At 55.4% G+C, this 13,359-nt stretch carries 11 protein-coding genes; 6 read left to right on the top strand and 5 right to left on the bottom strand.

From position 1 onward, the window contains the following. Window positions 1–10: 10 nt before the first annotated feature. The gene (locus tag LN047_RS21090) at window positions 11–1,483 is read right to left on the bottom strand and encodes an efflux RND transporter periplasmic adaptor subunit (RefSeq protein ID WP_373980099.1); all 1,473 of its coding nucleotides are present in this window, start codon (window positions 1,481–1,483) and stop codon (window positions 11–13) included. Window positions 1,484–1,495: 12 nt separating this feature from the next. Continuing rightward, window positions 1,496–2,755 carry a TolC family protein gene (locus tag LN047_RS21085; RefSeq protein WP_373980098.1) on the bottom strand — a complete coding sequence of 420 codons (1,260 nt, stop codon included), beginning with the start codon at window positions 2,753–2,755 and terminating at the stop codon, window positions 1,496–1,498. A 360-nt stretch (window positions 2,756–3,115) separates the two neighbouring features. On the opposite strand from LN047_RS21085, the gene LN047_RS21080 reads away from it, so the two are divergent. The 3 genes from LN047_RS21080 (at window position 3,116) to LN047_RS21070 (ending at window position 6,150) form a co-directional block, all read left to right on the top strand. After that, window positions 3,116–3,805 carry a heavy metal response regulator transcription factor gene (locus tag LN047_RS21080; RefSeq protein WP_373980097.1) on the top strand — a complete coding sequence of 230 codons (690 nt, stop codon included), beginning with the start codon at window positions 3,116–3,118 and terminating at the stop codon, window positions 3,803–3,805. Further along, a complete protein-coding gene (locus tag LN047_RS21075) occupies window positions 3,805–5,226 on the top strand; it encodes a heavy metal sensor histidine kinase (RefSeq protein ID WP_373980096.1) in 1,422 nt (473 codons plus the stop codon). The genes LN047_RS21080 and LN047_RS21075 overlap by 1 nt, the downstream gene beginning before the upstream one ends. A gap of 231 nt (window positions 5,227–5,457) precedes the next feature. Continuing rightward, complete coding sequence (locus LN047_RS21070) at window positions 5,458–6,150, top strand: heavy metal response regulator transcription factor (RefSeq protein WP_373980095.1); 693 nt, start codon at window positions 5,458–5,460, stop codon at window positions 6,148–6,150. 118 nt (window positions 6,151–6,268) lie between these two features. On the opposite strand, the gene LN047_RS21065 is transcribed toward LN047_RS21070, so the two are convergent. Then, the gene (locus LN047_RS21065) at window positions 6,269–7,426 is read right to left on the bottom strand and encodes a porin (protein WP_373980094.1); all 1,158 of its coding nucleotides are present in this window, start codon (window positions 7,424–7,426) and stop codon (window positions 6,269–6,271) included. Window positions 7,427–7,919: 493 nt separating this feature from the next. Here LN047_RS21065 and LN047_RS21060 point away from each other — a divergent pair, with 493 nt between their 5' ends. Continuing rightward, complete coding sequence (locus tag LN047_RS21060; RefSeq protein WP_373980093.1) at window positions 7,920–8,231, top strand: DUF4148 domain-containing protein; 312 nt, start codon at window positions 7,920–7,922, stop codon at window positions 8,229–8,231. A gap of 350 nt (window positions 8,232–8,581) precedes the next feature. On the opposite strand, the gene LN047_RS21055 is transcribed toward LN047_RS21060, so the two are convergent. Both LN047_RS21055 and LN047_RS21050 read right to left on the bottom strand, forming a co-directional pair. Beyond that, window positions 8,582–8,863: a DUF4148 domain-containing protein gene (locus tag LN047_RS21055; protein ID WP_373980092.1), complete on the bottom strand. Its 282-nt coding sequence runs from the start codon at window positions 8,861–8,863 to the stop codon at window positions 8,582–8,584. A 101-nt stretch (window positions 8,864–8,964) separates the two neighbouring features. Continuing rightward, window positions 8,965–9,300, bottom strand: a complete 336-nt coding sequence (locus LN047_RS21050; RefSeq protein ID WP_373980091.1) for a DUF4148 domain-containing protein — start codon at window positions 9,298–9,300, stop codon at window positions 8,965–8,967. A gap of 333 nt (window positions 9,301–9,633) precedes the next feature. On the opposite strand from LN047_RS21050, the gene LN047_RS21045 reads away from it, so the two are divergent. Then, complete coding sequence (locus tag LN047_RS21045; RefSeq protein ID WP_373980090.1) at window positions 9,634–11,589, top strand: heavy metal translocating P-type ATPase; 1,956 nt, start codon at window positions 9,634–9,636, stop codon at window positions 11,587–11,589. A 218-nt stretch (window positions 11,590–11,807) separates the two neighbouring features. Then, window positions 11,808–13,253, top strand: coding sequence for an IS1182 family transposase (locus LN047_RS21040; RefSeq protein ID WP_373980062.1), 1,446 nt, complete (start codon window positions 11,808–11,810; stop codon window positions 13,251–13,253). Window positions 13,254–13,359 lie beyond the last annotated feature (106 nt).

The following is a 13,359-nucleotide window of genomic DNA, read 5'->3' as shown; positions in this document are numbered from 1 at the left end:
GGGCTCCAACTCAATGCGCGTGATCTGCCGATGCCTTGCCCAACTCGGACTTCAGCACGAAAGCATTGGAGCTGACATAGCGTGTTCCAGCATTGAGACCAGACACAATCTCGGAGCTCTTTTCGGTCGTCGCTCCTAACTTGACGGGCTGGGGAAGAAATCCACCAGGAACCTCGATGAACACCGTAGGTTGTCCGTTTACATCCTGGATCGCGTCGCTGTCCACGGCAACTCCAACATCATTTCGCTCCACCACAACGTTTACGGAAACGAACAGACCGGGCCGCCAAGCCATGTCGGGATTCTTCAACGTCACCCTCGCGGTTGCTGTGCGCGTTTGCTGTCCGAGCAATGCACCTATATAGGAAACTTTGCCGAACGCCTCCTCCGAGAAGGCGGTAGAGGTGATCTTCGCATCTTCACCCACGCGGACGTCCCGCAGATCTTTGGGCGCGATTACGAACTCTGCCCATACCGTGCTCAGATCCGAGATTGTGAAGATGTTTGACGTGTCAGATAGCGCCTCGCCCAAAGCAATGTGCTTCTCGACGATGACACCATCAAAGGGCGCACGAATCTCAAGAAGATTCAAGTCTTTTGTGGACGGTTCCGCACCAATTGCCCTGAGCTTCTGAGCTGCGTTTTGCACAGCGATATCCGCCTCTTGAAGCGCAGTCTGAGCTTGTTGATAGTCCTGTTGGGCCGACACTTGCTCGCGCCATAACTTCAACTCTCGAGCGTGAGTGGCGGCAGCCAATGCTCGGCGCTTCGTCGCAGCAAGCCACTCGCTTCTGAGCTCGGAGAGCGATGCACTTGATATGACCGCTAAGAGCTGTCCTTTTTTCACTTCTTGTCCCAGATCGGTCGAGACCTGTTGAACGGTTCCTGCGGCCTTCGGCACGACGTGTGCAGTGCGATCTGCATTAAATCGGATCTCCCCGGGGAATCGTGTGCTCGACTCGAGGCTCTGAGCCTTGGCTTCACTTGTCTCAATTCCGGCCGCAGAAATTTGTTCAGGCGTGAGCGCCACTAACCCCTCCTCTTTGTGCAACTCTGCGCGGAGAGGGTCGGGCCTTCCTGGCAAGGAGACGCTAATTTCGACTTCGAAGAAATGTGGCTCAGCAATAAGCTGATCGCTGACAAACCCTTTAGTGGAGGGGTTGAGCTTAAGCACCTTCTCTTCCCCATTCGGCCTTTTCAGAGTCGCGGTTGCCGTTAGGTCTTGTGCATTCACTGGCTTTCCTGCCGTCGCTATCCAGACCTTTAGCCGGGCCGCCTCGCCTTCCTCGACCAGGCCCACCTCAATCGAGTTGTTTCCGTCCGTTGTAATTTCACCCTTATTTGGCCCCACAGCCGCTTCGGAATGACTGTCCCCTGCGTGGTCAGATGGCCCGGCGAGACCCGGGGCTGGAATTAGAAATTGAAGGGAAAGCGCAACGGCAATGATGGTGCGACGCCGAACTAGCGTGAGATACAGGCTCATGTTCATCTCTGTTTATTGGCCAAGGATGCGATCGATTTCGGCGCGGGCCGACGCCGCGCGCGACAACGTCGTGAGGTAGGAAATGTTCACTTGCGACAAAGTCCGCTGCGCGTCTAAGACTTCCAGATAGCCGACCTTCCCTGCCTCAAAGCCCTTACGCGCGGCATCGTATGCCTTCTGCGACGTGGGGATGACAGACTGGCGATAGTCGATCGCGGAAGACAATGCAAGATCGTACGTAGAGGCGGCTGTCACCAAGTCAGCACTCAGTCGGGCCTCCAGCTCTCGGTAAGTGTCTTGCGCCTTGTACGTTTGCATGGTGGCGGCATAGACGTTCCCCTGATTTCTGTCAAAAATCGGCAATGGCACGGAGACCCCAAGTTGAGCCTTATTGCGCCCCATTTCATTGTCGCGAGCCACCCCACCACTCACGGTGATGTCCGGATACCGCTTGCTCTTCTCGACATTCAGTTCGGCTTTGCTGACTTCCAATGCGAGACGTCCGGCAGCCATTCTCGGGGAGTCCAACAGAGCGCCTCGCAGCTCATCCAGCGTTTGACGCGGCGGAAGATCCTCGATATCCGCGCGCACTGTCGCGAATTTCGGAGCTGGGTCGTTCCACAGTAATGACAGTTCTCTGCGCGCAACGGCGAGTTCGTTTTCTGCTTGACGCACTTCAATCTGCGCCTTCGTAAGCTCGATGTCTGCTTTGTTCCTCTCCAAAGGCGGGACCTTTCCTGAGTCCACTCGCTTTTGAGCCACACGCAATGCCCCAACTGCTACCTCAGCCATGTCGCGATTGACGCGCACGGCTTCTTGAGCGATTGCGACTGCAAAAAAGCGAGACATAACGGACGTCTTTATCTCCGCTCTCGCAATTTCATAGTCACGACCGGCCAAATCACTGTTCAATTGAGCAGCTTCTGTGCGTGCTCGTCGCTTTCCGCCCAACTCAACGGGCATGCTGAGCATTGCTGTGGTCGTCCGCGTCGAACGTTGTTGGTCGTCGATGCTGACGTCGAGGGAAGGATTTGGAAGGAGGCTTGCCTGCTCCACCAGCCCCTTGGACGCTCCGAAATTATTCTTGGCTGCCGACAATTGGGGATTCAGCGTGTACGCGGCATCCAGCGCCTCGGACAGCGTGAGGACGTTTGCCGACGCAACCGATGCGTCTTCTCGGGTGTACTTTTCTGGCGTAGCCTGTGCCCGAGCCTGCGGTCCGCACAACGCGGCGACCATCAGGAACAATGGAAGCGACTTGAGGCGCATCATTCAACCTTGGTAGTGTCTGAGGAGATGTTGGTCCCTAAGCCGGGCTATCGCACGTGAGACACAATAGGAACGGCCAGGACGGATGACCGCCCGTACTGTATCCAAGCGCCTTCGTCAGAATCCGGACCCCCAGATGACAATTTTGTAAGGTTGTCGTGCATTACAGATTCGTAATCTTGGGGAAGGTAGACTGACGGCTAGCCTGGCCTAGAATGCGTGCTCCCATTCAAGTGCAAGACGTGCGCGTTTCTGAACACGCAACGTTAGTGGCCATGCGAGCACGAGCTCGCCCACCAATTCACGCTTGGCATCGGCTTTACCCCTCGAGGGTGCCAATCACGATTCGAACGGTTGCGGAACATGAAGATTCTGGTCGTTGAAGACGAGCGCAAGCTCGCTGAATACCTAAAGCGCGCACTCTCAGAACACAACTATGTGGTCGACGTTGCATCGGACGGCGTCAGCGGACTGCACCTTGCCCGAGAGACTCAGTACGACCTGATTCTTCTAGACGTGATGCTCCCGGGGATGGATGGCTTTGCCGTCCTGCACGAACTGCGCAAGTCCGATCGCGTACCCGTCCTTATGCTCACGGCGCGAGACAAGGTCGAAGATCGAGTTCGGGGGCTGCAGGACGGCGCAGACGATTACCTGGTCAAGCCATTTGCGCTATCTGAATTGCTGGCGCGCGTCCTCGCGTTGGGGCGTCGCAGGGGGCATGTCGTCGCCGAGGCCAGCAGACAGAATGTCTTGAAAGTGGGAGATCTCGAACTAGATCTTCTGCGGCGCAAGGCTAGTAGGGCCGGCACGCGCCTCGAATTGACGGCCAAAGAATTTACGCTGCTTGCCCTTCTGATGCGAAAGCAGGGGGAAGTTCTGTCTCGCCTGGATCTTGCCGAACAAGTATGGGACATCAACTTTAATAGCAATACTAATGTGGTGGAGGTTGCTGTACGGCGCCTACGCGGAAAAGTGGATGACCCTTTTGAAACCAAGATCCTTCATACCGTGCGCGGGATGGGCTACGTGCTCGAGCTGAGGGATGAGTAATGGGGTTTCGCGAGATCAGTTCTCTCCGCCACTGGCTCGCTCGCTGGCTCGCGCTCCAGACATTTGTCGCACTGGGAGTTGTTTGCCTCGTCGTGTACTGGGCGACGAATATAAATCTATCTTATCGTCAGCAGGCACTGCTAGAACAAAAGCGCGAAGTCATCGAGCACCTTGCTGATGAATTCGCCATTAAAGGCGACTTACCCGCACTCGAGCATAAGCTCAATGACTTTTTTTATGGAAAGTCTGAATTTTCTTTGCGACTGGTCATCAACCAGAAAATCAGCGTCTATGGTGAGCCTGCCGTAGCGGCGAAGAATGTAAATCGAATACAGACAATCTTTTCTTTGCCTGCGCCCAGCGAGCCAGACAGGAGAATGACCGCTGAGCTGTTTCTGGATACCACACCGGACGTGCGACTTCGAGTGATGCTGGCATGGACGCTGTTTTGTTGTGCAGTGATCGGAGCGATAGTGGTTTCCGTTATAGCCAACGTGCTGGTCCGGCGCGCCCTGCTTCCTCTCCACGAAGTGGCGCGACAGGCCGCATTGATATCGCCCGATCGAATCGGAGAACGACTGGTGGAAACGGGGTTGGCGCAAGAGATCAAACCGTTGGTCCTGCAGTTCAATGCGCTGCTACAACGGCTAGAGCGGGCTTATGTCCAAATGGAAGGCTTCAATGCAGACGTCGCACATGAACTACGTACTCCTCTCGCTACACTTATAGGAGAAACAGAATTCGCGCTGGCAGCAAATCGGTCGCCAGTTGATTTGCGAGACGTGCTGGGCTCGAATCTGGAAGAGCTTCAACGTATGACTGCCATTGTCAACGACATGCTCTTTCTCTCACAAGCTGACCGCGGGGCGAGGGCGCGGGCCGAACATGTGGAGAGCCTCCGCGCGATTACAACCGAAGTTCTTGAGTATCACGAGGCCGAGGCGCTCGACGCGAGAATTAGCTTTAACGTCTTGGGAGATCTCGCTGGAAATGTGGACCGCTCCCTCTATCAGCGCGCGATTTCGAACTTAGTTTCGAATGCCATTCGCTACAGCAAACCGAACTCAAGCGTCACAGTTAGGCTCTGCATGGCCAACGACGGGAAGGTACACGTCACAGTGCACAATTTGGGTGAGCAAATCGAAGCACAGCACCTACCGCGCCTCTTTTACCGGTTCTACCGATCCGACTCTGCTCGTGCAAGCGACGCGAACCATCACGGTCTCGGCCTAGCTATCGTCGCTGCAATTGCACGGATGCATGGCGGCACGCCATTTGTAAAGTCTGACTCCTCAGGCACGACCATCGGCTTCAGCATAGCACCCGACTTCGATTGTAGAGCAGCAAAGTACATGCAGCATTTGACATTTGGCGAGCCAACTTGGCAGCCTCCCGTCGCAAGATGTGTTATCCGGAAATAGCGACAGGAAAATTACAGATTTCCGCTTTTTTGTTTGCAGATTCGTAATTACCGAGTTCGGGTTCTGACGAAGCTTGGCCGCTAAAGTAGCTTTACATGTAAAGCGATGCTAGGAGCCGGGAAGGCTACCAATATAGCGATACCTTGACCAGGCTGCAATGGCGGAGAGATCACAGATCCGCTCCCCTCGCTTTTTCCAACGTCATTTTTCAATGACGCATTCAAACGAAAAATGAAAATTTTAGTTATCGAAGATGATCGAAAACTCGCCGAAATGTTGCGCCGCAGCCTTACCGACAACGGCTATATCGTTGATATCGCGATGGATGGCGTCAGCGGTGTCCAACTTGCCTATGAGACGCAATACGACCTAATCATTCTTGACATTGGTCTACCCGGCTTAGATGGTTTTGAGGTTTTACTGCGCATTCGTAAAAACGACAACGTACCCATCATGATGTTGACGTCTCGGACAAGTCTTGAGGATAGAGTCCGCGGTCTCGAACAGGGGGCCGATGATTATTTGATCAAGCCGTTTGCACTTTCCGAGCTTCAAGCAAGAGTGCTTGCGCTTAAGCGGCGCGGCGTAGGGTCGGCCGACACCTTGTCCGGCAGAAATGTTCTTCGCGTGGCGGATCTCGAACTGGACCTACTTCGCCGACGGGTGGCGCGAGGCAACTCCCGGATAGACCTCACTGCCAAGGAATTTGGGCTGCTGACTTTTCTGATGCGGCGCCAAGGCGAAGTATTGTCGCGCCTCGTCCTTGCGGAACAAGTCTGGGACATGAACTTCAACAGCAATACGAATGTGGTGGAGGTCGCAATCCGCCGTCTTCGCGCCAAGGTCGACGATCCGTTCGACACAAAATTGCTGCACACCGTCAGAGGAATGGGCTACACGATAGAGCACCGCGAGCCCGAATAGGCTTGCCACTGACGCTCTCCGATGCCTGGCAGCTCCACTGACTCCTCTCAAATAATGAGGACATAGCGGGTTATGGGCACCCCGCTATATCCTCCACACGCTAGATGCGCACTACGCGTCAGAATGAGTGGCGCAAGCCGACCATTGCCTCCGTGGCTTTTGCATCGTCTTGGAACGCAAAGTTATTCGTGTACGTGGCGGCAGCGTACATGGTCGTGCGTTTCGAAAGCGTATAGGAGTAACCCAACGCAAACGTGTTGCTGGTCGAGTCACCACCGGTCAGGTCGCTATTGTTCGGGTCGACTCGCTGCCACGAGCCAAACATGCTGCTGGCGCCCCCCAGGGGGATGGATGCTGCAATCAGATAGGAATTTGAGCTGAAACCGTCGACGAATGTGTTGGACGGCGTGCCACGGAACGTTCCAATCGACGCGCTCGAGGGAAGACTCTTGCCCGCGAACCAGCCATCCGTTGCACGTTCGTATGCCAGGGCCAGCTTGAAGACTTCAAAGTCGTATGAGCCGCCCAGCGTGAACGAACGAGGAGTTGCCGCAGTTTGGGTTGAGGATAGTTTATTCGACGCATTCAATTGGTCGTAGGCGACGAATGCCATGAGCGGACCGTTTGCATAGCTAATGCCCGTCGTAATTGCTCGAGTATTATCGGCCGTCCGGAAGCCTGTCTGGGCCGCGTTGCGGTCGTCGGCATTGAACGCGTAGCCAGCCGAGACGCGGAAGCCGCCGATTGAAGGGCTTTCATACAGCGCCAGGTTGTCATAGCGCACGAAATACGACGCGCTGAAGCCAAGGCCTCCGCCCGTATTCAACTGCGTGAAGCCGCCGCCGAATCCGGAACCATACATCGAAGCCATAAGACGCGACGCTACGTTGTACTGGCGCCCAAGGCGAAATTCACCCCATTGGTCGCTGCCAAGCCCGATGGTCGCCTCACGTCCAAACAAGCGACTGTTTTGGCTAGACGAGCCGTTGGCGGAATCGTAGCCGGACTCGAGGCGGAACGTCGCGTACAGGCCGTCACCCAAATCCTCCTTTCCACGCAAGCCCCAACGCGAACCAGCGGTTTGACCAGTAGTCATTCCGACTCGGCTCCCCTTGAATTCAGACTTCGTGCCCGTTTGAGGATCGATGTAGGATCCGTCGACCTTCGCGTAGCCAATCCCGGTATCAATGATTCCATACAGCGTGACGGACGACTCGGCATATGCAGCCGTGGAAAGTGTTGCCGCAGATACTGCCAGCAATAGAGTTTTCTTCACAAATTGCTCCTTTATCACAGAGACGGACTGGATGGCCTGGCCGATAGAAGAAATGCGAAGTCCGTTTCGCATTTCCAATTTCGCGATGTCTTATCGGCAAGTGCCAAGCAAGTGTGGAGAGTGTTCGTCGACAAAAAACCAACGATTCAATTACATATATGTCCGCATCTAGTCATTAATCACAATCAAACGCTCCGCGCGCGCGCAACTCTATGTTTCCTCTCGACTTAGGAGTGGCAAATAAGAGTCCAGACTGGTGAGTGCACGTCGCCGACTTTCATACGGGCTCCGGACTCCGTTGCAAACTCACAACAGCGTGGACAAGTCGAAGTAGAAATTGCCAATCCCACATTTCCTAATCCAGACAAAAACGTAATTTTGTGGTCGCGGTTTGGATGGAATGCCTTCGATACAATCTCTATACGCGTTAAGTGATGATGATTTATTAATACCGGCGTTAATGCGTACCGCCGGTAATCAAATGGAGTTGGCGATGAAAATTTCCCTCAAGATGCTTTCGGCCGTCGTATTGTTTGCAACCCCCATGGCGTACGCCGGCGCGCAAACCGCTTTGCCGACGAACACTGCAGCCTCGACGTACTTTAGCGGAGTGGACCGGGGACTCACTCGAGCGGAAGTACAAGCTGATCTCGCTGTGTGGAAACGTGCAGGCGTGGATCGCTTCTGGAACCAAAGCGAGACACCCGACATTTATAGCCGTGAATACAAAATGGCTTACGCGGAATATATTCGTCTTCGCAGTGGCGCGGAGTACCAACAAGAGCTAGAGCGTCTCAAGCGCTAAGGCGACTCTCCGCCGGTGGCGACAGGGGGCCTCCTCCACCGCGAAGGGAAGAGGCCTTTATTGGTGCACATTCTATTAAGGTGTGCACCTTTTTTTAATCAAAAATATCCTCGCCTCGGCGGATGGCGATTCCGCACCATAAGTTCGGCCTGATAATGCGTGGAGAGCGCGGAACTTTAAAGCAAAGAGAGCGACGCTCGCATACAGCCAAGGAGGCGTCGAGCATCGCATCTCAAGTTGATGGCCAAGCTATTTGCTTTGGAGAATTCAGACAGTACGTGAATTACAAAGGGGATAGTCTCCCCGCTCTAGTGGAGAATGCTGCGCTTTCAGGAAAATGATGGGGAGCGCTACTGCTCGTCATTCGTAAGACGAGTCAGTTCCTCCTGATACTCCTGGCCGTTACGAAGCTTCAAATAGTTAGCATAGCTCTTTCGATAGGACGCACTGTAGACATCGGGCGTGCGCCTACCTTTATAGAATTTGTCCATTCCAGCTCGCTTCCACATGGCCAAATCAGCCCGTACTTCCGCGCGTGTTCTTCCGCCCTCTGGCAATGGCGCAGGGCTGCTTGCTATAGCGCAGCCAGAAAGCAGCACCACCGAAATCGCAATTGCGAGACGAGTCCTCATACATAACCTTCGACGGTAGTTTCGCCAATCCATGGAGGAACCCCCAAACGCGTGGATTTCCGCACGAATGAGCGCTACCTCCTGCCAAAAGGCGATGGCATTTATGCACCGGTGTTGTAGATTTCGTCTATGCGCGCACGCTCTTCGGGGGTAATCGAATCGCGCTCCTTTGCGACTTGCTCGCGGGTTTTTTCAGTTGGAACCATCCAGCCGGGTTTGGCCGCATTGAGGTAGGTGAAGAACCATTCCCTCTTATTGGATTTTGCGGCAACAAGCTCCTGCCGAACTTGCTCGGAGGTTTTTCCATTTTGGCTGTCGCCGACGTGCACTTCGAAGCCGCTCTCAGTGTTTGTGTTGTGAAATGTGTCGGCTTGGGCAGACGAGCCCAGCACGGTCAGAGCGACAGCGACGGCGGCGCTAGAAATAGTTACTTTCATTTCAGTGATCCTCACGTTAATTAAGTCGTCGCGCAGATGCGACTGACTTAATAATGTAAAGATCTCGTTTCGACAGTTTGCCGTCATTACTATTACAAATCTGTAATCCTGCGCCACTCCGACTATTCCGCTTTTAAACTTTCGACTAGACCGGATCGCGTGAGATTGACGCGCATCATAGTAGACAACTTACCGCGCGCGTAAATAGCGCGTGCATGACCCGCCTCCCCTTGAACACCACTTGACCTTCTGAGCCTTGCCTTCTCATTGGGCAATATTAAGTACTGCCGCTTAGGTAAATGACGATTCGCACACAAAGCAAGGACGCAACATATGAGGACCAGCTTCACCGGGAGGATTCAAGCCCTTTCAGCGGAAATGTACTTTGCTTTAGCATGCGGCGCGCTGCTGGGCACCGGGGCCGCAATTGAGCGCTGGTGGCCGTCTATGCCGGGATGGGTCCCTCTCACCGTGTACGTCTTTGCGTACGCGTTTGGAGGAACCTTCACCGTGCGAGACGCCGTCAATAGCTGGAAGGAGCGGCGCCTGGAAATCGACAGCTTGATGCTCATAGCCGCCGCTGGTGCTGCAGCGCTCGGCGCATGGGCCGAAGGCGCTCTCCTTCTCTTCTTGTTCAGCCTCGGGCACGCGTTGGAGCATTTCGCGATGGGGCGGGCGAAGCGGGCAATCGAAGCCCTGGGAGAGCTTGCGCCAAAAACGGCTACGGTTCGTCGCAACGGTGAAATTTTCGACATTGCGATCGAAGAAATTGAGGTCGGCGACAAGGTAATCGTCAAGCCGAACACGCGGCTTCCCGCTGACGGCTTTGTCATCAAGGGAACATCAAGTGTCGATCAAGCACCCATAACGGGCGAGAGCATCCCAGTAGACAAGGCCCCAGTGCCAGACGCTGCCATTGCGCGCAGCCGTCCGGCCGGCATCGAGCCCAAATCTCAGGTGTTTGCCGGCACGATTAACGGGTCAGGTCTGATGGAGGTCGAGGTCACTCGTAAGTCGAGCGACTCAACCCTTGCACGCGTCGTAGCGCTGGTCGCGCAGGCTGACGTTAGAAAGTCGCCAACCCAGCGGTTCACAGACAGATTCGAGCGCATCTTTGTGCCGATCGTCCTAAGCATCGCGTTCCTATTGCTTTTCGCTTGGGTCATTGTTGATGAGCCATTTCGCGATAGCTTCTACCGTGCTATGGCGGTACTTGTCGCAGCCAGCCCTTGTGCTCTTGCCATAGCCACGCCTAGCGCAGTGCTTTCAGGTATCGCGCGCGCGGCACGGGGTGGCGTACTCATCAAGGGCGGCGCCCCGCTGGAGGAACTGGGAAGCCTGAAAGCACTAGCTTTTGACAAAACCGGTACCTTGACCGCAGGCCGCCCTCGAATCACCGACATATTGCCGGCACCAGGAGTCTCCGAACAGGAGCTAATCGCGGTTGCGGTGGCGATAGAGTCGCTAAGTGATCATCCCCTAGCCGCGGCCATTGTGCGAGATGGTCGAAAAATCCTCGGAACGTATCCGATCCCGGAGGCTAACCAGGTGGAGAATTTCGTCGGCCAAGGGATCACGGCCAAAGTGGATTCGCAAAGCGTATGGATCGGAAAGGTTGAGATGTTCGGCGCGTCTGGCATCCCCCAGCTCGAAAGCTCGACGACGGCTGCCGCCAACGAGTTGCGCGAGGAGGGCCGAACAACGATGGTCGTGCGAATGGGAGATCGAGATCTAGGTGCCATTGGGCTCATGGATACTCCGCGACAGGGGGCTGCCGAAACGATAGAGGATCTGCGACAGCTCGGGATTTCCCACATGGTGATGATCTCTGGCGACCATGAGAACGTCGCCCGCGCCATAGCAAACGAAGTGGGCATCGAGGACGCGCGGGGCAATCTTATGCCGGAGGACAAAGTTCAAGTTATTCGCGATCTTAGGGCTGAGGCACAAATCGCGATGATTGGAGACGGTGTGAACGATGCTCCTGCCATGGCCAATGCGACTGTGGGAATCGCGATGGGTGCCGCCGGATCAGACGTGGCGCTCGAGACGGCCGATGTCGCCTTGATGGCGGATGATCTGAGTCGCCTGCCGTTTGCGGTCGGACTGAGTCGCCAGACTCGACGGATCATTCGTCAGAATCTGTACGTCAGTCTCAGTATCGTCGCTGTCTTAGTGCCTGCAACGATAATGGGGTTGAGTATGGGTGCCGCAGTGGCCGTCCATGAAGGATCGACGCTGCTCGTAGTGTTTAACGCTTTGAGATTGCTGGCCTACCGAAAAGACTAGCTGGTTCCCGCGATGATGGCTCGATATCGCTCGCATGCCTCCCTGGTTCGGCCATACCGTTCGCCGATTTGCATTCGTTTAAAGCGGATGGCTTCCAAATATTACAAGAGCATCGCTGCGTTTTTCACCGGCCGCTTTGGGTCGAGGCTGTGTGAAAACTCTTTGACGCCGCTACGGCGATCTAGATAGAGTTTGGTATCTCGATCCCGGGAGTCGACATGCCCCGATTCATCGAAGGTCAGGACCGGCAGCAGGTAGCGTTGATCCCGGAATGCCTGGATGACTTCATCGCCGACGACAACCCGGTGCGCATAGTCGACGCATTCGTCGACGAGCTCAACCTGGAATCGCTGGGATTTGAGAAGGCGGCGCCAGCAGCTACCGGCCGCCCGTCGTATCACCCGACCGTGCTGCTGAAGATCTACATCTACGGCTACTTAAATCGGGTCCAGTCCAGTCGTCGACTCGAGCGAGAGTGCCAACGCAACGTCGAACTGATGTGGCTGGTCGGCCGTCTGGCACCAGACTTCAAGACCATCGCGGATTTTCGTCGTGACAATGGGTCGGGCATTCGCAACGTTTGCCGGCGGTTTGTTGCCGTATGCCGAGATCTCAAGCTATTCAGCCAAGCCCTGGTTGCCGTTGATGGAAGCAAGTTCAAGGCAGTCAACACGCGCGACAAGAACTTCACGGCTGCCAAGATAGACAAACGTCAGCAGCAGATTGAGGAGAGCATCCACCGCTATCTGGCGGCGCTTGACACAGCGGACCGAACGCAACCTGTCGAGATCGAGGCCAGGACCAATCGGCTCAATGACAAGATCGAACGTCTGCGCAAACAAATGCGCACTCTGGATGACGTCAAGGAGAGGCTCAAAGACAGTCCAGACGGTCAGTTGTCGGTGACCGACCCGGATGCCCGCTCGATGGCCACCAGCGGCCGGGGCTCGGGGATGGTCGGCTACAACGTGCAGATGGTTGTCGAAGCCAAGCACCATCTGATCGTCGCGCACGAAGTGACGAACCGAGGACATGACAGGGACTCATTGGCATCGATGACACAAGCCGCGCGGGAGGCGATGGGCAAGCAGCGACTGCGTGCGATTGCCGATCGCGGCTACTACAGCGCGCCTCAGATCAAGACATGTGCAGAGACAGGTATTGATGCGATCTTGCCCAAACCCACGACTTCCAATGCCAAGGCCGAAGGCCGCTTTGACCGTTCGGACTTCATTTACATCGCGAAGGACGATGAGTACGAGTGCCCTGCGGGCCAGCGCGCTATCCACCGATTTACGCGGGAGGAGAATGGTCTTCAATTGCGGCGCTACTGGAGTAGTGCCTGCCCACAATGCGCGATGAAGGAGCGATGCACACCTAGCGCGTATCGGCGCATCAGTCGATGGGAGCATGAGGCCGTGCTTGAGGCGGCGCAGCGCCGTCTAGACCGAATGCCAGATGCGATGAAGGTGCGGCGGCGCACGGTGGAACATGTGTTCGGCACGTTCAAGCATTGGATGGGCTATACGCACTTCCTAACTCGTCGCTTGGGCAATGTGAGCACGGAAATGAGCTTGAATGTACTGGCCTATAACTTCAAGCGGGTCATGCAAATCCTGGGCTACCAGCAGACCATGAAAGCGGTGCTGGCGATGGGCGGCTGAGCCCTTCATGTGACCCATAACGCACCTCAGGCCCTATCCGGGCCGCCCAAACGACCCAGAGTGAGCCCCGCTTCGAAAAATCGAAGTGAAGACCGCCCAAGGTGAT

The sequence above is a fragment of the Achromobacter sp. JD417 genome (assembly GCF_041879325.1).
Taxonomy (GTDB): Bacteria; Pseudomonadota; Gammaproteobacteria; order Burkholderiales; family Burkholderiaceae_B; genus Achromobacter; species Achromobacter mucicolens.
The sequence above is the reverse complement of the archived record's forward strand: the minus strand, read 5'-3'. Positions and strand labels throughout refer to the sequence as shown.

What these genes read in the sequence shown, in the direction of transcription:
- LN047_RS21050 (WP_373980091.1), bottom strand. Translation starts at nt 9,300, where the DNA reads ATGAAAGTAACTATTTCTAGCGCCGCCGTCGCTGTCGCTCTGACCGTG.
- LN047_RS21060 (WP_373980093.1), top strand. Translation starts at nt 7,920, where the DNA reads ATGAAAATTTCCCTCAAGATGCTTTCGGCCGTCGTATTGTTTGCAACC.
- LN047_RS21040 (WP_373980062.1), top strand. Translation starts at nt 11,808, where the DNA reads ATGCCCCGATTCATCGAAGGTCAGGACCGGCAGCAGGTAGCGTTGATC.
- LN047_RS21080 (WP_373980097.1), top strand. Translation starts at nt 3,116, where the DNA reads ATGAAGATTCTGGTCGTTGAAGACGAGCGCAAGCTCGCTGAATACCTA.
- LN047_RS21090 (WP_373980099.1), bottom strand. Translation starts at nt 1,483, where the DNA reads ATGAGCCTGTATCTCACGCTAGTTCGGCGTCGCACCATCATTGCCGTT.
- LN047_RS21075 (WP_373980096.1), top strand. Translation starts at nt 3,805, where the DNA reads ATGGGGTTTCGCGAGATCAGTTCTCTCCGCCACTGGCTCGCTCGCTGG.
- LN047_RS21085 (WP_373980098.1), bottom strand. Translation starts at nt 2,755, where the DNA reads ATGATGCGCCTCAAGTCGCTTCCATTGTTCCTGATGGTCGCCGCGTTG.
- LN047_RS21055 (WP_373980092.1), bottom strand. Translation starts at nt 8,863, where the DNA reads ATGAGGACTCGTCTCGCAATTGCGATTTCGGTGGTGCTGCTTTCTGGC.
- LN047_RS21045 (WP_373980090.1), top strand. Translation starts at nt 9,634, where the DNA reads ATGAGGACCAGCTTCACCGGGAGGATTCAAGCCCTTTCAGCGGAAATG.
- LN047_RS21070 (WP_373980095.1), top strand. Translation starts at nt 5,458, where the DNA reads ATGAAAATTTTAGTTATCGAAGATGATCGAAAACTCGCCGAAATGTTG.